The 25,544-nt window shown below is 42.5% G+C and carries 22 protein-coding genes and 1 tRNA gene; 5 read left to right on the top strand and 18 right to left on the bottom strand.

Features of this window, described 5'->3' with window-relative positions; all coding sequences use genetic code 11:
- Positions 1–10: 10 nt before the first annotated feature.
- Positions 11–862 (bottom strand): sugar phosphate isomerase/epimerase family protein, encoded by an 852-nt coding sequence (locus RA086_RS03090; RefSeq protein WP_308702448.1) that lies wholly within the window; start codon positions 860–862, stop codon positions 11–13.
- 222 nt (positions 863–1,084) lie between these two features.
- On the opposite strand from RA086_RS03090, the gene RA086_RS03085 reads away from it, so the two are divergent.
- Together RA086_RS03085 and RA086_RS03080 are read left to right on the top strand one after the other, a co-directional pair.
- Positions 1,085–1,990: a LysR family transcriptional regulator gene (locus tag RA086_RS03085; protein ID WP_308702447.1), complete on the top strand. Its 906-nt coding sequence runs from the start codon at positions 1,085–1,087 to the stop codon at positions 1,988–1,990.
- Positions 1,991–2,254: 264 nt separating this feature from the next.
- Positions 2,255–3,469: an MFS transporter gene (locus tag RA086_RS03080; RefSeq protein ID WP_308702446.1), complete on the top strand. Its 1,215-nt coding sequence runs from the start codon at positions 2,255–2,257 to the stop codon at positions 3,467–3,469.
- Between the two features lie 208 nt (positions 3,470–3,677).
- Here RA086_RS03080 and RA086_RS03075 read toward each other — a convergent pair whose 3' ends face one another.
- Together RA086_RS03075 and RA086_RS03070 are read right to left on the bottom strand one after the other, a co-directional pair.
- Entirely contained in the window at positions 3,678–4,412 is a 735-nt protein-coding gene (locus RA086_RS03075; RefSeq protein WP_308702445.1) for an amino acid ABC transporter ATP-binding protein, read from the bottom strand.
- A gap of 1 nt (position 4,413) precedes the next feature.
- The gene (locus RA086_RS03070; protein WP_308702444.1) at positions 4,414–5,850 is read right to left on the bottom strand and encodes an amino acid ABC transporter substrate-binding protein/permease; all 1,437 of its coding nucleotides are present in this window, start codon (positions 5,848–5,850) and stop codon (positions 4,414–4,416) included.
- Between the two features lie 293 nt (positions 5,851–6,143).
- Between RA086_RS03070 and RA086_RS03065 the strand changes: the two genes are divergently transcribed.
- On the top strand, positions 6,144–7,007 hold the full coding sequence (locus tag RA086_RS03065; RefSeq protein WP_308702443.1) for an aminoglycoside 6-adenylyltransferase: 864 nt from the start codon (positions 6,144–6,146) through the stop codon (positions 7,005–7,007).
- A 156-nt stretch (positions 7,008–7,163) separates the two neighbouring features.
- Here the strand turns inward: RA086_RS03065 and smpB are convergent, their stop codons facing one another.
- The 12 genes from smpB to rpoN all read right to left on the bottom strand — a co-directional run bounded on the left by smpB (position 7,164) and on the right by rpoN (position 21,033).
- Positions 7,164–7,634 (bottom strand): SsrA-binding protein SmpB, encoded by a 471-nt coding sequence (gene smpB, locus RA086_RS03060; protein WP_308702442.1) that lies wholly within the window; start codon positions 7,632–7,634, stop codon positions 7,164–7,166.
- A gap of 30 nt (positions 7,635–7,664) precedes the next feature.
- The gene (gene rnr / locus RA086_RS03055) at positions 7,665–10,094 is read right to left on the bottom strand and encodes a ribonuclease R (RefSeq protein ID WP_308702441.1); all 2,430 of its coding nucleotides are present in this window, start codon (positions 10,092–10,094) and stop codon (positions 7,665–7,667) included.
- A 15-nt stretch (positions 10,095–10,109) separates the two neighbouring features.
- Complete coding sequence (locus tag RA086_RS03050; protein ID WP_308702440.1) at positions 10,110–10,862, bottom strand: alpha/beta hydrolase; 753 nt, start codon at positions 10,860–10,862, stop codon at positions 10,110–10,112.
- 52 nt (positions 10,863–10,914) lie between these two features.
- A complete protein-coding gene (secG, locus tag RA086_RS03045; protein ID WP_308702439.1) occupies positions 10,915–11,151 on the bottom strand; it encodes a preprotein translocase subunit SecG in 237 nt (78 codons plus the stop codon).
- 100 nt (positions 11,152–11,251) lie between these two features.
- Entirely contained in the window at positions 11,252–12,802 is a 1,551-nt protein-coding gene (locus RA086_RS03040; RefSeq protein WP_407659049.1) for a ClC family H(+)/Cl(-) exchange transporter, read from the bottom strand.
- A gap of 3 nt (positions 12,803–12,805) precedes the next feature.
- The gene (locus RA086_RS03035) at positions 12,806–13,708 is read right to left on the bottom strand and encodes a phosphotransferase (protein ID WP_308702438.1); all 903 of its coding nucleotides are present in this window, start codon (positions 13,706–13,708) and stop codon (positions 12,806–12,808) included.
- Positions 13,709–13,853: 145 nt separating this feature from the next.
- Positions 13,854–15,182: a phosphopyruvate hydratase gene (gene eno / locus RA086_RS03030; protein WP_308702437.1), complete on the bottom strand. Its 1,329-nt coding sequence runs from the start codon at positions 15,180–15,182 to the stop codon at positions 13,854–13,856.
- A 77-nt stretch (positions 15,183–15,259) separates the two neighbouring features.
- Positions 15,260–16,018 carry a triose-phosphate isomerase gene (gene tpiA, locus RA086_RS03025; protein WP_308702436.1) on the bottom strand — a complete coding sequence of 253 codons (759 nt, stop codon included), beginning with the start codon at positions 16,016–16,018 and terminating at the stop codon, positions 15,260–15,262.
- Positions 16,019–16,044: 26 nt separating this feature from the next.
- Positions 16,045–17,247: a phosphoglycerate kinase gene (locus RA086_RS03020; RefSeq protein WP_308702435.1), complete on the bottom strand. Its 1,203-nt coding sequence runs from the start codon at positions 17,245–17,247 to the stop codon at positions 16,045–16,047.
- Between the two features lie 113 nt (positions 17,248–17,360).
- Positions 17,361–18,383, bottom strand: coding sequence for a type I glyceraldehyde-3-phosphate dehydrogenase (gap, locus tag RA086_RS03015; protein ID WP_308702434.1), 1,023 nt, complete (start codon positions 18,381–18,383; stop codon positions 17,361–17,363).
- 66 nt (positions 18,384–18,449) lie between these two features.
- Positions 18,450–19,478: a sugar-binding transcriptional regulator gene (locus RA086_RS03010; RefSeq protein WP_308702433.1), complete on the bottom strand. Its 1,029-nt coding sequence runs from the start codon at positions 19,476–19,478 to the stop codon at positions 18,450–18,452.
- A 217-nt stretch (positions 19,479–19,695) separates the two neighbouring features.
- Positions 19,696–21,033, bottom strand: coding sequence for an RNA polymerase factor sigma-54 (gene rpoN / locus RA086_RS03005; RefSeq protein WP_308704402.1), 1,338 nt, complete (start codon positions 21,031–21,033; stop codon positions 19,696–19,698).
- An 81-nt stretch (positions 21,034–21,114) separates the two neighbouring features.
- Here rpoN and RA086_RS03000 point away from each other — a divergent pair.
- A tRNA-Arg gene (locus RA086_RS03000) sits at positions 21,115–21,186 on the top strand.
- A gap of 326 nt (positions 21,187–21,512) precedes the next feature.
- Positions 21,513–22,103 carry an ATP-dependent Clp endopeptidase proteolytic subunit ClpP gene (clpP, locus tag RA086_RS02995; RefSeq protein WP_308702432.1) on the top strand — a complete coding sequence of 197 codons (591 nt, stop codon included), beginning with the start codon at positions 21,513–21,515 and terminating at the stop codon, positions 22,101–22,103.
- Between the two features lie 61 nt (positions 22,104–22,164).
- Here clpP and RA086_RS02990 read toward each other — a convergent pair whose 3' ends face one another.
- From RA086_RS02990 to RA086_RS02980, 3 genes are all read right to left on the bottom strand, one after another.
- The gene (locus RA086_RS02990; RefSeq protein ID WP_308702431.1) at positions 22,165–22,986 is read right to left on the bottom strand and encodes an IS3 family transposase; all 822 of its coding nucleotides are present in this window, start codon (positions 22,984–22,986) and stop codon (positions 22,165–22,167) included.
- A gap of 38 nt (positions 22,987–23,024) precedes the next feature.
- Positions 23,025–23,552, bottom strand: a complete 528-nt coding sequence (locus tag RA086_RS02985; protein ID WP_308702430.1) for a helix-turn-helix domain-containing protein — start codon at positions 23,550–23,552, stop codon at positions 23,025–23,027.
- Positions 23,553–23,730: 178 nt separating this feature from the next.
- Positions 23,731–25,383: a peptide ABC transporter substrate-binding protein gene (locus RA086_RS02980; RefSeq protein WP_308702429.1), complete on the bottom strand. Its 1,653-nt coding sequence runs from the start codon at positions 25,381–25,383 to the stop codon at positions 23,731–23,733.
- Positions 25,384–25,544: the final 161 nt, after the last annotated feature.

Raw genomic sequence — 25,544 nt, 5'->3', positions numbered from 1 at the left:
ACCTTGTTATTTAAGCTTTGACCGGTTCTTTTAAAATTTCAGGCCAAGCTTGCTTCAAAACTGAAACCGTCTGCTTGTAAGTATAATCGGCCACATAATCAATTCCTTTGGCCATATATTGATCAGAAATTACTTCGACACCAATGACCTTTGGATCAACACCGGCATCCTTGATCATTTTAACGAAGCCAACCGTATCCAAATCACCAGCACCTGGTGCTAAACGATCGTGCATCGACTCGTCACGCAAAATGGACATGGCATATGGTCGGGTGTAGGCATCGTCAATCTGAATAGAAATAACGCGCTTAGCTTGTTCCTTGGTTAATAGATCATATGGTTGATTTGCGCGTACCCAGTGCCACATATCTAATAACATGTAAACATTATCGCAGTCAGCTTGTTGCATGATCTGCCAAGTCTTGTCCAAGTTTGGTAAACCACTATATGGCATTGGTTCTAGCGCAATAATTAAGTCGCCCGCACGCGCTGCCAATTCTTGCAATTTCTTGGCGGTATACGCAATGCTGTAATCTTCCATCAACCCAGTGTTGATATGTTTAACACCGAAGAGTTCACACATGTGGAAACAAGCTTGTTCCTTATACTTCTGTTCATAGGAACGGGTTGGTTCACACCACTGAACAATATATTCAACTTCAGTGCAACGAATGTTGTATTTGGCTAAAATTGCTAAAATATCTTCATCAGTTAAGCCTTCATTCAACGCATCGACATAGGTTTCAGCCCGTAGCCCGATACCATCATAACCAGCAGCACTTGCTGCCTTACAACGATCTTCGAAAGTGCATTGATCACCAAGTGTCCAGGAACTAACAGTAATTGGATGTAATTTTGTCATAATAATTTCCTCCAAATAGTGGATTCATAACATGCATGTTTTGTATTTCACATAATTTATTTAACACGTCTAATGTAATCGCTATCACCGACGACGTCCAATTGCTTTTAGCCGGTATCAGCCATAGCCAAAAGTTATCAATTCTGTTATATTAGGCCTAGCGACTTGTCACAGCCCTAATCGTCTATGCCAAAAATAAGCCATTAGGAGGCTTTTATTATTATGAATTTGGATCATTTGCGCTATTTTGTCGCATTGTCCCGTACTGAAAACTATACTCAAACTGCCAAGCTGTTACATATTACACAGCCTAGTTTAACCAAGGCCATCCACACCTTAGAGGCCGAATTAAATATTGCGCTCTTCCAGAAGTCTGGTCGTAGCGTCACACTAACGCCTGCTGGCAAGGTCTTTTCAAATGATATTGCCTCTGCCTTGCTACTGATTGACAAGAGTGTGACTAACGTTAAACGGTTTAATGAACAAAAAGCCCCGATTCGTGTCGCGTCATTGCGAACACTAACCATTAAGTGGTTACCCGACATGGCGCAACGCTTTTTACAACTTGGCGCTCACGCTGCGGTGCAGTTTCAATTCAATACAGATACCGGTCTCTCCCCAGATATTTTAAAGGGCATCCGTAACCACAAATACGATGTCGCCTTTTGTTCCAAACTAGATTACTTTAGTGATATTGAATTTTTCCCGGTTGCCGAACAAAACATGGTTTGTATTACCCCAATGACCCATCCCTTGGCTAATCGTTCCAGCATTAACTTAACGGAAACACTAGCCTATCCCCAAATCACTTTTTCAAAACGTAGTGGGTTATATCCCATTATGCAAAAACTTTTTGATGATTGTGGTGATCAACCCATCAGTGCCTATTCCGTGGAAGAAGATCAAGCTATCGCTGGTTTAGTTGCGAGTGGTTTTGGAATTGCCATTGTCCCTAATATGTCCATTTTACAAACCATGCCAGTTAAAATTATTCCGCTATCTTTTCCGACGTGGCAACGTATCCTATACATGGGTGTCCTCAAACATCGCACGCCACAGCCGGCCGTTGAAGAATTCATTACCTTCGTCCGCGAACAAAGTAAAACGCTCTCTATCAACAATATTTAAATCTAGTCAAAAAAATTGCATTCAATCAATAGTCTGAGGTTATTGATTGAATGCAATTTTGTCATTAGACACTTTTAAGACTCGTGTTAAAATTTAAGTTGACTCAAGGATTGTGAATTAGATATCAAATAAAACAATATCAATTGACAACGCCCGGCTAGCCTAACGTTCTGGCAGTTCAGCAAGATTATATGCTAGTTACTTTTGATTGCTAAACGATTATTTTGATTAATCTTGTGAAAAATATAATTGGTGGGTGAGATTATGGAACTCAAAGAAAAACAACCTATGACGATGAAACATCGAACCTATTTGCCGCTGGCGACTGGGATTTACTTAAATTATGCGATTTTAGGAATGGCCACGATTATTATTTCTCAATATGGCACGCAATTCCAAGCACTTTGGCACACCGATATGAAAGGGCTTTCTACTGTGATTGCCATGATTGGGATTGGTCGCTTATTAACCATTCTAGTTGCCGGTTACCTCTCCGATCGCCTAGGACGTCGGAAAACCATGTTAATTGGAATGCTCGCACAAATTCTATTTTTACTCGGACTAGTCTTCAGCACCAATTTGATCAGTGCCTGCGTTGCCGCTTTATTTATGGGCGCAACTAACTCTTTCGGTGACACCTCAAGCTACCCGGCCTTAACTGACGCCTTCAAAGAAAATGCCGCCAGTATGAATTCATTGGTCAAAGCTGCGATGTCACTGGCACAATTTGCCTTGCCATTTATCGTTGCCGTCCAACCTAATGCCAAGTTCACCTTAATCGTCATGGTCGTCATCATGGCTTTGGATATTGCACTCATTGGAATGACCCGTTTTGCCCCCCAAACACTCAAATCAGCACCAACACAAGCCCCTGAAAAGGTCGCTGTCAAAAGTGGTGCTCAACCTTCAATGTTAATTGATGGTAGCTTGCTAATCGTCGTTGGGTTTACCTTATCTTTCACGTTTTATGTCTTCTCACAATATGCACCCAATTTTGGGAGTAGTGTTCTACACATGAGTGCTAACGGCGCAAAATCATTGATTTCATGGTATGCCATGGCCTCCTTAATTTCGGTGTTTATCACTTCGTCCTTAGTCACTCGTCTCAAACCAATCAAGCTTATTTTTACTTATACCTTAATTTCATTTTTGGGGTTAGTCCAAATGGTTACTTTTCCTAATGCCGATGGTGCGCGCCTAACCGCCGTTTTGATTGGATTCTTCGCTGCTGGGGGTATTTGGCAACTAGGCTTGACCTTGTTAAGTCAATATTTTCCTGCTGAAAAAGGCAAAGTTACCGGCTATTACAGTTTTGCGACTTCCCTGACTTTCTTCGTTGGGCCACTCGTCTCCAGTCTCATTATTGATGACACCGCCGCCAGTGTGTTACATGTTTTTGAAATCGACACTGGGGTTACCCTATTCAGTCTGATTATTATCATTATTTTATTCATTCGAAATCGAAAATTTGATCTTTAAGCCATAAAAATGAGCCCTCAAATTTGAGGACTCATTTTTGGTTACACTTAGCTTACCGTTCCAGTTGGTCTGGCTTGAAAACGCCCTGCAGACTGTTCTTTGGCTGCAAACCTGCCTCACAGCAAACGTGCTGTTATGCGGAGACGGACATTATTTTAATCACTACGATGTCCTAATTGCTAAGTCAATTCTAGTTATTTCGTAAGCCTTAAACGTTGATCACTTTATTCAAGAAGTCTTGTAATCGTGGACTCTTAGGGTGATCAAAGACATCATCCGGCTTGCCACTTTCCTGAATCTGACCATCCGCCATGAAGACGACGCGATCCGCGACTTCTTTGGCGAAGCCCATTTCATGGGTCACAACGATCATGGTCATCCCACCAGCCGCCAGCTTCTTCATGACATCCAAGACATCGCCAACCATTTCTGGGTCCAAGGCCGAGGTTGGTTCATCAAACAACATGATATTGGGCTTCATGGCTAACGCACGGGCAATCGCAACCCGTTGTTGTTGTCCACCAGATAACGAATTCGGCATGGCATCCGCTTTGTCAGCAAGTCCAACAGTTTTCAATAAGGCGTGTGCCGTTTCATCGGCAGTCTCTTTAGATTCTTTATTGAGTTGTACCGGTGCCAAAGTAATATTTTGCATGACACTCAGATGTGGAAAGAGATTAAAATGTTGAAATACCATCCCAATATTTTCGCGAACTAAGTTAATGTTCGTCCCCTTATCAGATAAATCATAGCCACTAATAATAATTTGGCCTTTAGTAGGCACTTCCAAATCATTCAAGCAGCGTAAAAAGGTACTTTTACCGGAGCCGGAAGGACCAATCATACAAACAACTTCATTATCTTGAACTTCTAAGTTCAGCCCTTTTAAGACTTCGTTGTCACCATAACTTTTGTGTAAATCTTTCACGATCACTTTAGCCATGCTAATTCATCCTCCTTTGAACCCAATTTGAAACCCAGGTTAAAATAGTAATGATAATCAGATAAATAATCGCAATCATTAGCCAAATCTTGAACCCTTCAAAGTTCCGAGCAATAATTAATGTCCCAGTTTGAGTCAATTCAACGATCCCAATCACGGATAGAATTGACGTATCCTTCAAGGTAATAATAAATTGGTTAATAAATGACGGTACCATAATTCGAATCCCTTGTGGCATAATCACCTTACGCATTGCCGTCCAATAAGGTAAGCCCAATGACCGAGCGGCTTCCATTTGACCAGCGTCGACGGCTTGGAAGCCCCCTTTGACAAAGGCCCCCGTATACGCCCCTTCGTTAAGCATCAGGGTAATCATCCCGGCAATGAACGCGGGTATCTTGAAGCCATGTCCAATCAAGTCTGGGAAACCAATGTAGATGAAGAACGCCAGAACCATTAATGGCATCCCCCGAAAAATATAAATAATCGTACTAGAGATGGCTGGGCCAATCTTCCCAGGCATCACACCTAAGACCCCTAAGATCATCCCTAAAACTGTCGCTAAAATAATTGAAATAACTGTTAATTCCATGGTCATCCAGAGCCCACTACCAATGGTGCTTAGGTTTTGGGTGAATAACCCGATGAAGGTCCGACTGCTGGCAGTTTCACCAGTTAAGGATGATTCACTGGAATGTAAATATTTATCAACGATCTTTTTATATTGACCATCCGCCTTGATTGCCTTCAAACCCGCATTGAATTTCTTCAACAGAGCAGCATTTTTACCTTTTTTAACGGCAAAGCCATAATCCCCAGCTTCATATTGCTTAGAGACAATCTTCAATGCAATCCCATTTTTGATCCCATAAGACATGACTGGGTAATCTTCGAAACAGGCTGCAGAATTCCCGACTTTGACATCGTTATACATATTATTAGAATCATTGAAATACTTAATTTTAAAGCCATACTTGCTTTGAACGGACTTCGCATAAGTCGATCCAGCGGTCCCAGTCTTCAACGCAACCGTCTTGCCCTTCAAATCCTTGAAGTTCTTGACTGAGCTACCTTTAGCAACCGCCATAACCACTCCTGACGTATAATAAGCATCAGAGAAGTCAAAAGTCTGCTTCCGTTCAGGGGTAATGTTCATCCCCGCGATGACCCCATCAACTTGGTTAGCACTTAGCTGCTGAACGGCGGCACCGAAACTAATTGCTTTGAGTTTATAATTGATATTTTCTTTTTTAGCAATCGCTTTTAAAATATCAATATCGATTCCTTTATACTTACCACCTTTTGCCTGAAATTCAAACGGGGCAAACGTGGTATCCGTCGCGATGGTGTAAGTCTTGGCTTGAGCAGTTGACCCAAATGCGAACCAGCTACCGAGTGTGGCTAACACCATGACAACAGCAACTTGCCATTTCTTCATGATGAGACCTCCTAATTCATTCTACCTGAACGGTATGTCATAAAATATAACATAGATTGATTGTTCTCACCAACTCAAGCTGTAATAATATTCTAATTTCAATTTAATGATTGCGCTATCTTTTGTATTTCACTTAATTATCTTAAGTGAAATACACTTTTGGGCAAAGAAATTAAGGAATCCAGCCAATTTTTGCTTTTATAAAGTTTTTTGTTTTGAATTAACAAATTAGCAAAGCTAACATCACCATATCAAGTGTAAAAGTTTGTTTATATTGGAAAGGACGAGATAGCATGACCCCCTTAGACCCCTTAACACATTTTTTCGAAAACCAAGCTGATTGCCGTCTCTGGGCGATGACTGGTTCCCTAGTCAATCCCCGACGCACGCGCGATAAGTTCACAGATTACGATGTGGCCTTCTTTACAACCGATGTCACCCCTTACCGTCAAGATGACCATTTTCTGACGCAATTTGGTGAAGTCTTGCTTCAAACTGAACCACCCACACCCCATGTGAGTCAGCCGACACAGGGCTGCACTTACCTCGTTCAATATACTAGTGGCTTACGAATCGACTTTCAATTTTATGCCTTAGATCAGCTAGCCAACTGCCTGGCTAGTGACCAGCTAACTAAAATCATGGCTGATAAGGACCAGTGTTTGCCTCAGCCACCGACTCCCAGTGATCGGGATTACTGGACGCTTCCACCCACAACCGCTCAATACAGCGCCACGGTCCGTGAGTTTTGGTGGCAATTTTTAAATACCCTCAAAGCAAACTGTCGTCATGACTTTCTATTGGCTCAATTTTATCTAAATCTAACGCGCACTGAACTCGTCCAGCTCTGGACTTGGTTACTAGCTTATCCAGATGGCTTTGAGCGCTCCTATGGAAAGCAAAACACCGATCTAATCAGTCAGCTCCCGTCACATGACCGTGCTCAATTACTGGCGACATTTGACACCAGTTCGCCGCGCGCACTCAACGAGTCACTCCGCTTGTTACAAGATTTAATGGTCCCAATCGCTCGCTTACTCACTTCTGAAGTAGGCGTCGATTATCGGCAATTTATCCCCTATGAATCTGTTCCAGAACGTTATTTACAAAGTAAGCACGAACCTCAACTAGCACATTATTTTCGCTCAAAATACTAACGGCTAATTCTAATAGGCTCACACGGCAAAGAATCACCTTTTTACCGCGAGACCGTTCTACTTAAATAATTTAGACAAGCCCGCCCAGCTAGAACATAATGACTTTAAGCCAAAAAAATACGCCCCAACCAATTTCTGGTTGGCGCGTATTTTAGTTTAATAATGTTTCATAACGCGATCAATTTGACGTTGTTGTTCGCGTTTCTTAATATCTTGACGCTTATCGTATTCACGCTTCCCATGCGCGACTCCAATAAGGACCTTCGCAAAACCATGCTTGAGATACATTTTTAGTGGAATAATGGTAACCCCTTTAGTCGTGGTTGCCGCGCCAATTTTACGAATTTCCTTTTTATGAAGTAATAACTTACGATTGCGCAATGGGTCAACGTTAAACCGATTACCCTCGGCAAAGGGACTGATATGCACATTCATCATGATTGCTTCACCATTTCGAATTTGCACATAGCCATCCTTCAAGTTCACACGCCGGTCACGCACCGATTTGATTTCTGTCCCCGTTAAAGCGATTCCCGCTTCATAAGTTTCCTCGACGGCATAGTCATGTCGGGCCTTCCGGTTTTGTGCGAGGGCGCTGTCTTGATGTTTACCTTTTTGTTTGGCCATCCTTCGCGCACCCCTAACGTCTAACTAGTCTTAGTGGCGATTGTTGCTACTGTTCGTCGACCGCCGACTAGTGTTATTGCTATGATTGTTATTATTGTTACTGTGATTACGATTATTGTTGTTGCCACGATAACCGCCGCCATTACTGTTGCTGCTGCGATTACCATTGCCACCGTTCCGGTTACCATTACGACTATTGTTATTACTACCATTTCGCTTATAGTTTCCGTTACCACCGCGACGATTATTACCACGATAGTTATCGTGATGTTCCCGTTTTGGCAATAAATCGGTCTTTGGTGCCTCTTCAGGATTCAACAACTTAAAGTCTACTTCACGTTGATCTTTATCAACCCGCATCAATTGTACTTTAACCGGTTGCCCAATTCTGAAAGTCCGATGGGTCTTGCGACCGACTAAGGCGAGTTGTTTTTCAACATATTCGTAGTAATCGTCATCCATCACACTAATATGAACTAATCCTTCAACAGTGTTTTCCAATTCAACGAACAGGCCAAACTTCATGACAGAGTCAATGACGGCGTCAAACTTCTCGCCAACGTGATCAGCCATGTATTCAGCTTTCTTCATTGAATCAACATCGCGTTCCGTGTCAATCCCACGACGTTCATTATCAGAAGTCGTTTCAGCAATGTTTGGCAAATTATCCCGATACTTCGCACGCGCTTCTTCACCCGTCCCGTTTTCGGCATAATGACGAATCAAACGATGCACCATCATATCCGGATAACGTCGAATTGGTGAAGTAAAGTGGGTATAGTATGGTGCAGCCAAGCCAAAGTGTCCCAAGGATTGATCGGCATACCGTGCTTGCTTCATGCTCCGTAACATCATCACGGAAACCATCGCTTCTTCCGGTTTGCCCGCAACTTTCTTCAAAACATCTTGCAACATTTTTGGCTTAACATCTTTGGATGAGCCCGTGACATTGACCCCAAAAGTGGTGACAAATTCGAAGAAACTAAGCATCCGATCAGCATCTGGCGTTTCATGCACCCGATAGATAAATGGTACTTTTAACATACTGTAGTGCTTGGCAACCGTTTCATTGGCCGCTAACATGAAACTTTCAATCATTCGTTCAGCTAAACCACGAACCCGTAATTGAATATCAATTGGGTGCCCAGTTTCGTCGACGATGATTTTAGCTTCGTTATCATCAAAGTCAATGGCGCCACGATGACGACGATGCTTGTAAAGAATACGATGTAAGTCACCCATCGTATCAAACATGTCCACCAAATCCGCATACTTTTCACGCGTCTTTGGATCATGAGCTTCCAAGATCTGATTCACGCCATCATAAGTCATCCGAGCATGTGACTTGATCACACTTTGGAAAATCTTATGATTAATGATATTGCCTTCTTGGTCAATTTCCATTTCGCAACTCATGGCGAGTCGTTCAACATCTGGATTTAATGAACAGATCCCGTTTGATAACCGTCGTGGCAACATTGGAATAACCCGGTCAGTCAAATAAACGGAAGTCCCGCGTTTGAACGCTTCACGATCCAATTCAGAATTTTCAGTCACATAATGACTGACATCCGCAATGTGGACCCCTAAATGGAAATTACCATTAGGTAACCGCCAAGCAACAACGGCATCATCCAAGTCTTTTGATTCAGCCCCATCAATGGTCACTAATGGTTGGTCGGTGATATCCACACGACCTTTTTTATCGTCTTCTGTCACATAGTCTGGAATTCGATTGGCTTCATCCGTGACTTCTTCAGGGAAGACTGATGGCACTTCATGTTGATAAACAACTTGTAAGACATCCATCCCAGGATCATCGACACTCCCAATGACCTGCTTTGCAATCCCCACGATTCGTGTCGGATGTTGCGCATCTGGGTAAGCTGAAACTTCCGCAATAATGACTTCACCTTCAGTTGGGTGAATCCCTTGTTCAGTAATTAAGAGTTCATACTTAGAAAGTTTCTTTTCTTTGATCTCAACTTTACCGATAAAACCGGCATTTTCAGTACTTGGAACAAACGCCCCAACAATCTGAGAATAGTTGCGTTGCGTGACGCGGACAACTTTACCTTCTGGACCCCGATCTGAACCAGGACGAGCTGGTCGAATAATTTCAACTTGCACATCGTCGCCGGTAAACGCAAACATGGTGTTATCGGGATTGATATAAATATCTGGCAAATCTGGATCGTAACGTACGAAGCCAAAGCCCTTGTCGTTTCCATGAAATGACCCATCCACAAGTTTGGTTTCTTGAACCAACTTGAATTGGTCATGATCATCGGTGGTCACTAATTTTTTGCGTTCCATCGTTGCAAGTTCTTTAACAAGAAATGTGAACGCGGTTGCACCTGAAAAATGCAATTCATCACTTAACCGTTCAACACTATAGCTACGGTCGGGATGAGCTTGCAAAAAGGTCAGGATTTGTTCTTTTAAGTTAGATTCTGACATTATTTACCTCATTTTTTAATAAATAGTTTTTAAATACGTTAAGACAGCTTGTTCTAATGCATGATGCGCTTGATTAACCGTAATAACATGGCCGGCATCCGCAAACCAATGGTAATCAACAGTTAAGCCTTGAGTCATCAATTGATCACGTAATCGTGGTGCTACTGTGGCATCAATCAATTCATCTTGACCACCTTGACCAATGAAAAATGGCCGTGTCAATTGTGTTAACAGCGCCTGAACCTGAGTTATGGTAAACTGCGTGATTGCCTGTAATTGCGCTTGTGAGTCGGGTTTGATTGCCGCTAAGGCCTGCTTTTGAGCCTCACTCGATAAGCCTTGCTGCTTGAACTGACGTGCACATAGCGCCATAAACATTTCTGGCACCTGTGTGTGGGCGCTAGGCAAAATTGGCGAGCTGAAAACACCGCCGCCAAGCAGAGCTGGGTCATTTTCCAAGGCCATCGTTGCAAAGATACCACCTAATGACAACCCAAAGATACTAATTTTAGTATAGCCTTTTTGGCGCACAAATGATATTGCCTGTTGCGTATCTTGCCACCATTGCGCCGGTGAACCTTGCCGTAAAACATCACGGAGGTCCCCCGTCCCATGACCACTAAACTGTGGCGCATAGATACTATAATTTTCGCGTTCCAGGCTTCGTGCCAATAACCGCACATCATTCGCACTTCCCGAATAGGCATGCAGTAAAATCACCGCACAGTCCCCATGTTCAAAGAAAAAAGGTTCTGGTCGTTTTAACACAAATTGCACCTTCTTAAAAAAAAGCCTCCTGAAATCACAGGAGGACGGTCGTTTACTTCGATGAATACCAAGCTAAAGCGAGGGCCGCAACAAAGAAAATAATTCCAAGTACGACGGTCACCTTTTGCATGAAGGCTTCAAAGCCACGGGGTTTCTGCTTGGCGAACAAGTCGTCAGCGCCACCAGTCAATGAAGACATGGCATCATTTGTTTTGGACGGTTGCATCATCACCGCAATGATAATCAGTACGGAAATGACCAATATTAACGTCATCAGTATATTATACAATAAAAGTGCCTCCTAAAGAGTCCGCTATGTCTATAACAATTTAACATATTTAGCGTTATTTTTCCAGTATCGCGCCGAATTTGTTACATTCTAAAGCCAATCAGGTTGGACTGACATTTAACTTATCGATTTGATGTCGCACCCAAGCGCGATTACTACGATCCGTTAAGATGATGAGCGTGTCACCAGCACGCATTAACGTATCACCGTGCGGAATCACTTGACGTTCACCACGCCGAATCGCAATCAACAAAGATTCTTTGGGCCATTTGAAATCACGAACTTGATGGCCTTCAAAAGTAGCGCCCTCAAAGATGGGGATTTCTAAACGATCTTGAATCCCACTATGTTCTGGTAATTTGGGCAAAGTCAACTTTTCCAGCAAGGCTTCATAAATTGGCGCCCCACCGAGTAAATCAACAACCAGGTAAGCCGTCATTGAAACTACCGCTAATGGCATCAAATGATGCAACGTGCCGACCATCTCAGTAATCAATAGAATGGCCGTAAACGGCGCTTTCCCAATACCGGCAAAGTAACCCGCCATCGCAAAAATAATGAAGTTAGGCACAAAATTAGCCGGCATCCAGCCTACAGCGACCATCACCTGAGCATAGATGGCACCTAAAATGGCGCCCAATGACAAGATCGGCAAGAAAATCCCACCGGGCAAGCCCGATCCATAGGACAACGTCGAAAAGACAAACCGTAACACAAAAATACCGATCAATGGCAATAAAGCCGGGGTAATTGCGGCAATATTTAAGATGACCGCATTACCACCACCTAATAATTTAGGCCAGAACAAGCCAATTGGAATAATCAGTAAAAATGGCACGATGCCATCTAACCAACTTGGCAAACGTAATTTAGCGTACCAACTTGGCATGGTCAGGGTGACATTTTGATACAGATAGCCAAAGACACCCAGAAAAACACCTAAACCAACTAAATTACCATATTGACTCAGCGGTAAGTTCGTCCCATAAGGAATATGTAACACCGGCACCAAGCCAAAGAAATTAAGCGACACAAAGTTACTCGCAATCGCACTAGTCAAAGCCGTCGTCCAAATAATCGGCGAAAAGTTATGATAAACTTCTTCCAGAACAAATAGCGTACTGGCGATGGGCGCATTAAAAGCCGCTGACAAACCACCCGCGGCGCCACCAGCAATCAGTGACCGTCGATCCGCACCCGTTTGATGCGTCTTTTCGGCGAACCCTTGACCAATCGTCGCCCCTAATTGAATCGATGGTCCTTCACGACCCAGAAATAAGCCTGAACCGATACCTAAAATACCCCCGACAAATTTGCGCCAGAGCACTGGCCACCAAGCATAATCGAGTTCGCCGGCCAATTGACCTTCAACTTGCGGAATCCCAGATCCTTTAATATCTGGAACTTTTTTTACTAGTAAGCCGACAAAAACCGCCACAATCAAACTAAGCCCAATCCACGGAACGATCAACCAAGGGGTTTGCGCAATCTGACCATAAATCCATTGAACGACCTTTAAACCGCGTTCAATACAAAAACGAAAAACACTGACAACCACGCCGGTTAATAGCCCAACCAGCAATCCCCGACCAATCAATCCCAAACGGGTCAAATCAAAATGATGCTGTTTTGGTTGCTGTTGGATTTTCAAAAATTAGCCCTCACTTTCATTTTTCACCAGTCTAGTAAGCTTTTGTGCTAGCGTTGTCAACGTCACTGTGTCAACACCCAGCCAAGCTTTAATTTGAGCCGGTCCATCTGCTCGCCACAAAAGCCCAATCAACAAATCAGTGGCTAAATCAGGCGACTGTAACGTTGTTTGCAATCCAGCTAAAAAGTCTGGATCACCACCAAAGGCTTGCAACACCAACGGGACAAGTTCCATTTGCCACGGTCCTTGTAAAGCCGTTTGAAAATGTTGAAAGCCCACGGTTCCAGTCGTGACAATGACATTGGTGCCGTTCAATTGTCCATGGACGAAACGATTCATCGCAACCGGATGGGCTGCCAAATAAGCTTGTCGTTCAGCTGCAAACGTTGCCCCGAGTTGATTCCAATCGGCTTGTGAGGCTAGTACTTGGACGTCAACCTGATTAAAACTGGCAACCTCACGATTAATTTTCCGCAACGCGGTCCCAATTTGGCGTCCCAATGTCGACTTCGCCAACGGTTCAGCAGTGTTCGCAAATTCAGTTAACGAAATCCCGACTAAGGGTTGATAAATCACATAATAAAACTGATAAGTGTCAAAAATGAACCCTGAGTGTAACAAGATTGGTGCAGTTACTTGCAAGCGTGCCAATCGCGTTAAACTAAAGCGTTCGGTTTGGTAACGGTCACGCGGATGGGTGGCTATTGATGTAGGTGGAAAAATCGCAATTTGAGTCGCCCCCACGGCAAAGACTGCTGCCAATGAGTCTGGCACGAGTTCAGGCGTCTTAAATGGTTCATTTTCACTACGATAGATTTGTTGAATTAATGGTTCGAAGGCTCCTGGTTCTGCAATCGCAGCCTGCCAGTCAGTCCATTGATTAAGCTGATTTTTGAAATAATCCATTCCTCTTGACGACTCCTTTAAAATTACTCGTGTTCTTATTTTACCACGACAAGCCTATCCTAACCGGAATAAACCCGAGTCAAAAAAGATTGGACACAAAAAGAGCCGCTCATCAATGAACGACTCTTTTAGTAGAACTTACCAATTACTTGCTAGCAATGGTGTTACGAGCATCTTCGCTTAAGTTATAGAAACCAGCAAGACCCTTGTATTCTGAAGTGCTTTCAAGTTGGTCTTCGATCCGCATTAATTGATTGTATTTAGCAATCCGTTCAGTACGGCTCATTGAACCAGTCTTGATTTGGCCAGCGTTCATTGCGACAACTAAGTCAGCAATGGTCGTGTCTTCAGTTTCGCCAGAACGATGTGAAACGATTGCAGTGTAGCCAGCTTGTTTAGCCATTTCGATAGCTTCAACAGTTTCAGTTAAAGTACCAATTTGGTTAACTTTGATTAAAATAGCGTTGGCAACGCCCATCTTGATCCCCTTAGCAAGGTAGTCAGTGTTAGTAACGAACAAGTCATCACCAACGATTTGAACCTTCTTGCCAAGCTTTTCAGTAGCCATCTGCCAGTCTTCCCAGTTGTTTTCATCCAAAGGATCTTCGATGGAAATGATTGGGTACTTGTCAACGATGCTGTCAAGTAAGTCAACGAATTCTTCAGCAGTAAATGATTTCCCATTTTCGCCTTCACCCTTTAAGTCATACTTGCCAGTTTCTTCGTTGTAGAATTCAGAAGCAGCACAGTCAAAGGCAATTGAGATATCTTTGCCTGGCTTGTAGCCAGCACGTTCGATAGCTTCAATTAAGATTTCGAATGGTTCTTCGTTGTTCTTCAAGTCAGGAGCGAAACCACCTTCATCACCAACAGCAGTCGAGTAACCGCGTTCGTTCAAGATAGCTTTCAAGTTATGGAAAGTTTCTGAACCCATACGGATAGCTTCTTTAACTGAAGAAGCACCAACTGGCATGATCATGAATTCTTGGAAGTCAACGTCGTTGTTGGCGTGAGCACCACCATTGATAACGTTCATCATTGGTGCAGGCAAGACATGAGCATTGAATCCGCCAAGATAGTTGTATAATGGCATTTCAAGTTCGTCAGCAGCAGCACGTGCAGCGGCGATTGAAACACCTAAGATGGCGTTAGCGCCTAACTTAGCTTTGTTAGGAGTACCGTCTAATTTGATCATAGCTTGGTCAATGGCACGTTGGTCAGTAACATCATAGCCAACGATTTCTTTGGCGATCAACTTGTTAACGTTGTCAACAGCCTTAGTTACACCTTTGCCCATGAAACGGCTCTTGTCACCATCACGTAATTCAACGGCTTCATGTTCACCGGTTGAAGCACCTGAAGGAACGATACCGCGGCCAAATGCGCCACTTTCAGTATATAATTCAACTTCGACAGTTGGGTTGCCACGTGAGTCTAAGACTTCGCGAGCATAAATATCTGTAATAATAGACATTAAATTCTCTCCTTAATTTTGCTTGTAATTGGTTCACAACCTATTGTAAGAGGTTGTGATAGAACTTGCAATAATAATTAGTTATTTTGGTAGTTAACTAATTCCAAGAATGAATCTGGTTGCATTGAAGCACCACCGACTAAACCACCATCGATGTTGGCTTTGCTCATCAAGTCAACCACGTTAGCAGGTTTAACACTGCCACCGTATTGAATGCGAACTTTGTCGGCAACCGTTTGTGAATAAAGATCAGCAACCGTCTTACGAATAACGGCACAGATTTCTTCAGCTTGGTCACTTGAAGCCGTCTTACCAGTACCGATAGCCCAGATTGGTTCATAAGCAAGAACTAATGAACTAACTTGGTCAGCTGACAAGCCCTTCAAAGCAGCTTTGATTTGGCCTGAAACCCATGATTCGGCTTGGCCGGCTTCACGTTGTTCCAAACTTTCACCACAGCAGATGATTGGTAACATGTTATTTTTGAAGATAGCATGAGCTTTCTTGTTGATATCTTCATCAGTTTCGTGGAAATAGCCACGACGTTCTGAATGGCCGATGATGACATAGTCAACGCCTAAGTCAGCTAAAGCAGCTGGTGAAGTTTCACCAGTAAAGGCCCCAGCATCTTCAAAATAAGCATTTTCAGCAGCAATCTTTAAATCAGTTCCCTTAGCAGCTTCGACCATTTCTTGTAAGAAAAGGGCTGGAGCAGCAACGACTGATTCAACTTTGTTAGGATCTGGTAATTGGTCCTTAACGGCGTTAACGAAAGCTAAAGCTTCGCTAGCGGTTTTGTTCATTTTCCAGTTACCGGCAATAATAGGTGTACGCACGATAGACCTTCCTTTCGGAGAACAGATTATTTATCAGAAATAGCAGCGATACCAGGTAAAGTTTTACCTTCAAGGTATTCAAGTGAAGCACCACCACCAGTTGAGATATGGGTCAACTTATCGCCAACGCCAAGTTGCTTAACAGCAGCAGTTGAGTCACCACCACCAACGATAGTCGTTGCATCTGATAAAGTTCCTAAGAACTTACCAACTTCAAGCGTACCCTTGGCATAGTTGCTCATTTCGAAGACACCCATTGGTCCGTTCCAAACAACGGTTTTAGCGTCGCGTAAAACATCTTCGAATTCTTGAATAGACTTAGGACCGATGTCTAAAGCCATGTAACCATCAGGAATTGACCCGTCAACAATCTTGCTAGGAACATCGTTGTCAAACTTTTCAGCAACAACTGAGTCACTAGGTAAGACCAACTTGTCGCCAGCCTTTTCGATGATTGACTTAGCTAAATCAATTTTGTCTTTTTCAACAAGTGAGTTACCAATGCCCATGCCTTTAGCAGCATAGAACGTATAAGTCATCCCACCACCGATGATGATCTTATCAGCTTTATCAAGCAAATGATCAATCACACCGATCTTATCAGAAACCTTAGCACCACCTAAGATAGCAACGAATGGGTGCTTTGGATTATCAACAGCGTTACCTAAGAACTTGATTTCCTTTTCCATTAAGAAACCAGCGGCAACCTTGTCCATGTTTGAGGCAATCCCAACGTTAGAAGCATGTTGACGGTGAGCAGTCCCAAAGGCATCGTTGACATAAACGTCACCGAGTGAAGCCCAGTACTTGCCTAATTCAGGATCGTTACCTGATTCGCGCTTAACTTGTTCGCCATTAACAACATCTTCGAAACGAGTGTTTTCAACAACTAAGACGTCACCGTCATTCATGTTGTTGATCGCAGTTTCAAGTTGTTCGCCTTCAGTAACAGGTACGAAGGTAACAGGCTTGTTTAACAAGTTTGAAAGACGTTCAGCAACTGGACGTAAGCTCAAGCCCTTCTTATCGTCTTCACTCTTAATCCGACCTAGGTGAGAGAACAAGATTGCTTTACCATCATGTTCACTGACATATTTAATGGTTGGTAATGCAGCGACGATCCGGTTGTCGTCACCAATCTTGCCGTCTTTAATTGGAACATTAAAGTCGACACGAATTAAAACTTTTTTATCTTTAACATCTAAATCTGAAACGATTAATTTAGCCAATGTTAAAATCCTCCTAGAATTCGTGACTCGTATAAAAAAACGGCAGAGAGAGTTTGCCTCCCCCCGCCGTCTAAACCGTATGCGGTTTTAAAGTTCTAACAAACTAATTTAGATTAGAGAGTAGCGAACTTCAATAAAGTACGTACCATTTGGCAAGTGAAGCCGTATTCGTTATCGTACCAAGCAACAGTCTTAACCAATTGGTTTTCGCCATCTGAAGTAACTTCAGTTTGGGTAGGATCGAAGATTGAGCCGAAAGTCGTACCGATAACGTCAGATGAAACAATTTCGTCTGCGTTGTAACCGAATGATTCGTTACCTTCAGTATGCTTCTTGATAGCAGCGTTAACTTCGTCAGCAGTAACTTTCTTGTCTAAGATAGCAACTAATTCAGTTAATGAACCGTCAACAACACCAACACGTTGTGCATGGCCTTGTAACTTACCCTTCAATTCTGGGATAACTAAGCCAAGAGCTTTAGCAGCACCAGTTGAATGAGGAATAGTGTTTACACCGGCAGCACGAGCAGCACGGAAGTTACCGCCACGTACAGGGCCGTCTAACAACATTTGAGTTGAAGTGTAAGCATGGATAGTAGTCATGGTACCAACCTTAACACCGAATTCTTTGTTTTCAAAGAATGCAAGAGGTGCAAGACAGTTAGTAGTACATGAACCAGCAGAAACGATACGGTCATCTGAAGTTAAGATGTCATCGTTAACGTTGTAAACGATAGTCTTCAAGTCTGAACCAGCTGGTGCAGAAATCAAGACACGCTTTGCGCCGGCGTCCAAATGAGCTTGTGACTTAGCCTTTGATGTGTAGAAACCAGTACATTCGAGAACGAAGTCAACACCGTCGTTCTTTACCCAAGGAATGTTTTGAGCCTTTGGTTCAGCATATACACGGTAGCTCTTACCGTTAACAACGATTGAATCGTCGGTAGCTGAAACATCAGCATCCAAAGTACCATGAGTTGAGTCATACTTCAAAAGATGAGCCAACAATGCAGGTGAAGTTAAATCGTTAATAGCAACAACTTCGATATCACTTGATTTTGCACCAAGTTCTAAGATACGACGGAATGCTAAACGACCGATACGTCCGAAACCATTAATACCAATTTTTACAGACATACTAGAATTTCCTCCTTGTGGAAATAAAAATATTTTTATTTTAAAAAGCAACTTCAGTGTAGAAGATTACTTTTTTAAAATCAAGTTAGCTGCACCTTCGTCCGTGATTAAACACGTCCGTTTCGGTGCGATCTTCATATACGCCTCAATTGCGGTAGCTTTAGATGCGCCACCTGCAACCGCGAGTATAATCTCCATATTGGCCAGTTCTCCGATTTGCAAACCAATGCGTGGAATGCGATAAACAACATTACCGTCTTGATCAAAGAAGTAACCGAAAGCTTCGCCAACAGCTGAGCGCTGCCTCAAAACTTTGATTTGATCCTCTGACATGTTACGGCGATGCGCCATCGAAACTGCATCTCCCACACTGTGAATCACCACATTAGCTTGCTGAATGATTCCCAACACCTCTTGGATACTTGGTTCCTTGAGGAGTGGTTCATACGTTCGTTCACTGACCTGTTCTGGGACGAACAACGACCGGAATTTACCACCGGTGTGTTCGGCCATTTGTGACGCGATGGTGTTAGCCTGAATCGCAACCGATTCACCCACGCCACCGCGTGCTGGAACAAATAACAACTGCCGTTTTCTGGCGAGTTTGTTCGTTAAGTTATTTGCAACGTGTTCCATTGTATGGCCACCCATTACCGCAATAACGTTATCGCCTTCTGGCAACAACCGTTGCAGCAATTGGTTAACTTCTTCACCCATGGACCCGATAACTTTTAACTGTCGGTCAGAATCGCCAGAAACAATGATACAACGTTTAATATTGAACCGTTGTGCCAATTGTCGTTCTTTCTGACGAATCCCCATTAGCTCGTCCATGAACTGACTCAGTCCCAGTAAAACATCTTTACCTTGCTGTGTCACTTGCATCCCAGACTTATTAGCGATAATTAAATCTAACTTTCGTAACGTATCTGTTTCGGTACGCAGCGTCCGTTCACTAACGTCTAAGGTTTGAGCTAATAACCGACGTCCAACTGGGGCCATCCAATTAATGGTTCTTAATACTAAGTAACGACGACTCAGCATTTCAACCATGTCTGGGGCAATTGCCTCAATCCATTGAATATCTGAATGCATGGCATTCAACCTGCTCTCTAGTGGGACGGATTCAGTCCAGCTATGTCGAATAACGACCCAAAGACTTCAAAAAACAAAGCACACAACCATAATTTACTACGAAATTGACGTTGCATACCTCTCTTAACCACAACATGAATTATAACAGGTTCATGGGGTCGTTGCAAATCAGAACAATGAGGTGCTTATAACCGATTGCTTAAAGTCACCGCATTTGTTACTGTTCGGTTTTTAAATATTGTTTTCGTTTCGAAGATGCCGGAATGTTAAGATTTTCCCGATATTTGGCAACTGTCCGACGAGAAAGTTCGACATTTTCTGACTTAAGAATCTGAACTATTTTCTGGTCTGAAAGCGGTTTTTCTTTATTTTCGCCATCAATCAGTGCCACAATTCGGTGCTGAACGTTGTCTGCAGAAACTAATTTGCCATCTGTGGGACGTTTGCTGACCGCCTTGGTAAAGAAACGTTTAAGTTCAAACATCCCAAAGTCAGTTTGAATATATTTGCCATTGATGCTCCGACTGATCGTCGACTCATGAACTTTCAACTGTTGCGCCACGTCACGTAACAATAATGGCTTCAGGTCGGTCGTCTTTTCAAGGAAGAAGTCTGCTTGACGTTCGATGATTGCCGTCCCAACTCGAAAAATCGTGGCTTCGCGTTGTTGTAGACTGCTAGCAATCCAGTCATACTCAGATTTTTTCTCTTTTAAATACTCGGTCACTTCTTGGTCATCATGTTGGCTCATCTGTTGATAATAATTTCCTTGAAACTTCACAACGGGTTGCGCCATTGAGGCGGTCTTCAGTGCTAACTGACCTCGTTGTTTTGTCACAACGAGATCAGGAAAAATGTACCCCGTTGTTTCTTGCCCAATTGCCGCACCCGGAGTTGGACTCAAGGTGCGAACGTAGTCGTAGACACTCGAAATATCAGATAGTTCAACTTGATATTTTTTAGCCAAAATCGACCACTGCCGATTGACTAAAGCATCAAAGTTTTCTTCTAATATAATGTAAGCTAAATTTGGCGCGCTTTCATCATTTTCAGTTTGTAGCATTAATGCTTGCTGTAAACTGCGTGCCCCAACACCCGGTGGATCAAGTTGCTGTAACAAGGTAACGGCATCTAATAGTTCTACCGGAGTTGCCTCAGTTTCAGCCATCACTTGTTGATCATCGACTTTTAAATAACCATTCACATCGACATATTCAATCAGCGCCAAAACGATTTTACGGAGCTTAGTATCCCGCATTGTCAAATGAATCTGATCTAATAAGTATTCAAATAATGAATGCTGGTTCGTGGTTGACACCCGCTCGATAAAATCTGCATGGGCCGTCGTATTTTTAGCTGCACTTAAACTCGCATGATTCGCATTCCAATTAGTGTCGACGTCAATCAAGGGATTTTCAAGCGCCTTTTGGGTCAGAAAATCCCGCAATTCCTCGACATTAAATTGCAGCATCTGAATTGACTGCTGTAACCGTTGCGTCATGGCTAACTTTTGACTTTGACGTTGCTGCTGACGAAAGCCTGGTCCTAATGCCATCATTAATTCCTCCCAAAACATTTTTATTAATAACCCTTGTGTTTTTATCCATAATCCGCTAAACTATAATATGTTGTTTAGGCGCCCGTAGTGTAATGGATCGCACGTAAGATTCCGGTTCTTGAAATGGGGGTTCGATTCCCTCCGGGCGCATCAGTTGCTGAGATTATTCTCAGCTTTTTTTATACTTACTTTTACGGAATAGTCACAAATGCACCGCTTTCATCATACCATACTCCAACCGCTCACCAACACCTGAGCTCGCAAGTTGGTCAATAATTTTAGACCGAAAAAAAGAGATTGGGATCACCCAATCTCAAGCCGTATATGATAGAAGCCTAAGTATACCATGAAACCACGCAAAACGGAATTTTGTTTTTGAGGTTTTTCTTTTGACCTTTACTGACCTTAGCGGTAAACTACATTTATATTAGCAAGCAGCTAATTAATCTATTGAAACCTTAGGAGGCTAACAAGTTATGTATCCAGTGCCTACAGTTATCGAACAGTCATCACGTGGCGAACGTGCTTATGACATTTATTCACGACTTTTAAAGGACCGTATCATCATGTTATCTGGTCCCATTGAAGACAATATGGCGAATGCGATCATTGCCCAATTACTCTTCTTGGATGCCCAAGATTCTGATAAAGACATCTACCTTTATATCAACTCACCCGGTGGCGTCGTTACCGCTGGCTTAGCTATCTATGACACCATGAACTTCATCAAATCTGATGTTCAAACGATCGTCATGGGGATGGCAGCTTCAATGGCCAGTGTCTTGGCATCATCCGGAACTAAGGGCAAGCGGTTTGCTTTACCTAATTCAGAAATCTTGATTCACCAACCATCTGGTGGTGCTCAAGGTCAACAAACTGAAATCGAAATTGTTGCCGAAGAAATTTTGAAGACTCGTAAGAAGATCAACGAAATCTTGGCTAACAATTCTGGTCAATCAATTGAAAAATTGAACCACGATACTGAACGTGATAACTACTTAACAGCTCAAGAAGCTAAAGATTACGGTTTGATCGATGATATCATGGAAAACAACAGTTTGAAATAAGTTAAATGAATTGAGCTGACTGTGAAGTGCAATAGAAAAGTTAGACAAATGGTAATTTAATTTATGCTGCTAAGGCTTGAGTCCTGTAACTTATAGGGCTTAAGCCTTTTGTCTTCATTGAAATTCGATCATGATTAAACCATTCAATATAAGCGTTTAGGATACCGCGTAATTCGGTAATATTCTTGATCTTGTATTGGTTCAAACACTCCCGCTTAAGTAGACTAAAGAAACTCTCTACGGGTGCGTTATCATGACAATTCCCTTTTCGGGACATGCTTTGAATAATGCCCATTTCTTTGAGCTTTGATTGATAACCAGGAATTTGATATTGCCATCCTTGGTCGGAATGGAGGATTGGGTGAAGATCATTTGGAATATGCTTTTGGGCTGTCCTTAAGGTCGCTTTGATTAGCTTCTTATTAGGTGAATAACTTGTCACTGCTGAGAGCACTTCCTTACTGGCTTCGTCAATAATGACTGAGATATAGCTCCATTTACCATTATATAGTGCCACTTGGGTTACATCAGTGTGCAAGACAGTTAAAGGCTTGGTGGCGTTGAACTTTTGTTTGAGCAAGTTCGGCGCAATCTTACCAACGGTCCCCTTATAGGAGCTATATTTGCCAGTATGTTTGGAGAATAAGGTCACTTTAAGATCCATATCGGTCATGATTTTTCGAATTGTTTCTTCGGAATACGTGAATCCAGCATCGATGGCCTCTTTATGCATACGTCGATAACCATAGCTGGCTCCAGAATTAACATATTCCTGTCGAATAAAATGTTTGACCTTAGCGTATTTATCAGGTTTGTGGTTACGCTTTAAACGGTCATAATAAGTCGCTCTAGGCAATTTAAGCTTGCGTAGTAGTTCCTTCAACGGATATCGCGACCGTAACTTAGAGACAATATTAGCTTTTACTTTGGTTGTTTCCTGGTTATGGTCGCTAGTGTTTTTAAAATGTCACGATCCAATTCAGCGTTGTGCAGTTGCCGCTTTAATTCAGTGATTTGTTGTTTGTATTTTTCCTCTTTAGTTGCGGTTAATCGTTTTGGGGAGCGGTTTTGATTCTTATGTTTACTCATGGTTGACCTTCTTCCACGAGGTTTAGGACGCAATCCAGCCACACCTTGTTCCTGGTAAATTTTCATCCAACTATTAGCCTGGCTACTGGAAATTCCAAAGTGAATTGCGGCTTGGTTACGACTGATCTCGTGAGTTTGAATATAGTCTACCACGCTTATCTTATAATCCTGTGAATACTTGTTACGATGATGACTTACTTTTAGTGAACTCATACCATGAACTTGAGCACGTTTTACCCATGAAGAAACAGTACTATGCCGGGCAATCTGATACTTTTGTTGTAATTCATTTAATCCAATCCCCCCATCCAAATATTCATGAACCACCTTAGCTTTAAATTTACTGCTATATTTAGTCATAATAAAAACCCCACAATCGTTAGACTCATCTGTCTAACAATTGTAGGGCACTTCACTGCGGTCGGCTCTTTTAATTAAAATCAGCACAGGCTAACGACAAAAAACGGTCGATAATTATTCGGAAAATTCTGAATAATTATCGACCGTTTTTTATATCTTCACACTAGCCACCACAAAGTTACTTTGCGATATAAGTGTATTTGTAATTCCATTGGGTCCCAGCAGTATTATGGATAATGCCTTTCACCTTAGGATTAACTAGGAATGAATAGACCGTTTGATAAACCGGTGCAATTGCTTGATCCTTCATCAAGATTTGCTCAGCTTCAACCATATCTTGCCAACGTGCATCCGCATTGTTGGCATCCTGATTTGAGGCTTTATCAACTAGAGCGTCATATTTAGCACTACTATATTTACCAAAATTATACCCGCTATTCTTTTTGAAAATCTGCAGATAAGAAATTGGATCGTTGAAATCAGCGCCCCACATCCCAAGGTAAATATCAAAGTCTCCAGATTCACGACGTTGACTCATGACAGAAGCCGGAATATTAGCTAGATCAACGGTTAGGCCATCAAGTTCTTTTTCTAATTGACCTTTGTAATACTGTGAAACTGGCTTATTCGGTTCTTCATTAGACGAAACCATCCGCAAGGTCAGCTTCTTTATTCCAGTTTCTTTCAATCCCTTCGCCCACAGTTTCTTTGCCAAGGTCGGATTGTAATCGACCGTATTTTTCAAGTAAGCCTGTGTTGCAAAATCTTGCCCAGTTTTAGGGTTATTGGCCAAATCCTTAGCAACTAACCCTTTGGCCGTGCTCGAATCATCACCAATAACTTTTGTCACCAACTGCTTACGGTTAATTGCTAACGAGATTGCCCGCCGAATATCTTTATTGTTCAACGCTTTTTTGACTGTACTGTTAGAGGCATTGAAGTTATAGGATAAGAATTGCGTAATTGAATACGGATAGGTCTTATAGTCCGCATTACTTTTCAGGTTCTTAACTTGTTCACTGGAGAGCTGCGTCAGATCCAGCTTTTTATCTTGGAACAAATTGAGTGTCGTTGTCGTACTTTCATTAACGGTGTAATTAATCTTAGTCAAATGTACTGATTTTTTATCCCAATAGTCGTTGTTTTTCACAAATTGCCAACTATTATTAGTCCCAGTCCAGCCAACCAATTTAAAAGGCCCACTGTAGAGCATGTACTGCGCTTTAGTCGCATACTTGCTCCCCCACTTTTTAACGGCAGCTTCACTAACCGGTCCAAACAACGGATAAGTCATCAACTTCTTAAAATACTTGATTGGCGTTGATAGCGTGACGACAAACGTGTGCTTGCCCACCGCACTAACCCCCAACGACTCAGGTGACTTCTTACCAGCGACGATTTCATCGGCATTTTTGACTCCTGAGAATAAATAGGCGTATTGTGATTTTGTTTTAGGTGTTACGGCCCGTTGCCAAGAATAAACAAAATCTTGAGCCGTAATCGCGGAACCATCACTCCATTTAGCATCCCGAATCGTAAATTTATAAGTTAGCCCATCTTTTGAAACACTGGTTTTACTTGCCAAGCCGGGGGTAATACTCCCGTTTTTACCTAACCGATACAAACTTTCAAAAATATTACCCGTCGTTCCAAAACCAGACGACTTGGAAATATCAATCGAATCCAAGGTACTTGGGTAAGATAAATTCAAAACTTGTTTAGCGGCGTACTTGCCAGAACCACTCGTTTGGCTACTTTGCTTGCCACAAGCGGCCAACACCGTCACTAATAATAAACTAAAAATAACTGCTAACACTGATCGCTTTTTCAAACCTTTTCGCCCCTTTAATTTTCACTTTTTTAAACTTTACTTACCCCGATCGGAAACAAAAAACGCCCACTTAGAATCTCGTCAGATTCCAAGCAGGCGTTTCAAAATAACGATTTTGAGCTCAATCTCGTTAACTTTGATGCACTAGTGACGCTTGTAAT

This window comes from Lactiplantibacillus brownii (assembly GCF_031085375.1).
Taxonomy (GTDB): domain Bacteria; phylum Bacillota; class Bacilli; order Lactobacillales; family Lactobacillaceae; genus Lactiplantibacillus; species Lactiplantibacillus brownii.
The sequence above is the reverse complement of the archived record's forward strand: the minus strand, read 5'-3'. Positions and strand labels throughout refer to the sequence as shown.

Coding starts and splice junctions, on each gene's coding strand:
- RA086_RS03070 (WP_308702444.1), bottom strand. CDS start 5,850: ATGAAGAAATGGCAAGTTGCTGTTGTCATGGTGTTAGCCACACTCGGT.
- RA086_RS03075 (WP_308702445.1), bottom strand. CDS start 4,412: ATGGCTAAAGTGATCGTGAAAGATTTACACAAAAGTTATGGTGACAAC.
- RA086_RS03065 (WP_308702443.1), top strand. CDS start 6,144: ATGACCCCCTTAGACCCCTTAACACATTTTTTCGAAAACCAAGCTGAT.
- rnr (WP_308702441.1), bottom strand. CDS start 10,094: ATGTCAGAATCTAACTTAAAAGAACAAATCCTGACCTTTTTGCAAGCT.
- rpoN (WP_308704402.1), bottom strand. CDS start 21,033: ATGGCATTAGGACCAGGCTTTCGTCAGCAGCAACGTCAAAGTCAAAAG.
- clpP (WP_308702432.1), top strand. CDS start 21,513: ATGTATCCAGTGCCTACAGTTATCGAACAGTCATCACGTGGCGAACGT.
- smpB (WP_308702442.1), bottom strand. CDS start 7,634: ATGGCCAAACAAAAAGGTAAACATCAAGACAGCGCCCTCGCACAAAAC.
- eno (WP_308702437.1), bottom strand. CDS start 15,182: ATGTCTATTATTACAGATATTTATGCTCGCGAAGTCTTAGACTCACGT.
- RA086_RS02985 (WP_308702430.1), bottom strand. CDS start 23,552: ATGACTAAATATAGCAGTAAATTTAAAGCTAAGGTGGTTCATGAATAT.
- RA086_RS03080 (WP_308702446.1), top strand. CDS start 2,255: ATGGAACTCAAAGAAAAACAACCTATGACGATGAAACATCGAACCTAT.
- RA086_RS03090 (WP_308702448.1), bottom strand. CDS start 862: ATGACAAAATTACATCCAATTACTGTTAGTTCCTGGACACTTGGTGAT.
- gap (WP_308702434.1), bottom strand. CDS start 18,383: ATGTCTGTAAAAATTGGTATTAATGGTTTCGGACGTATCGGTCGTTTA.
- RA086_RS03085 (WP_308702447.1), top strand. CDS start 1,085: ATGAATTTGGATCATTTGCGCTATTTTGTCGCATTGTCCCGTACTGAA.
- RA086_RS03035 (WP_308702438.1), bottom strand. CDS start 13,708: ATGGATTATTTCAAAAATCAGCTTAATCAATGGACTGACTGGCAGGCT.
- RA086_RS03010 (WP_308702433.1), bottom strand. CDS start 19,478: ATGCATTCAGATATTCAATGGATTGAGGCAATTGCCCCAGACATGGTT.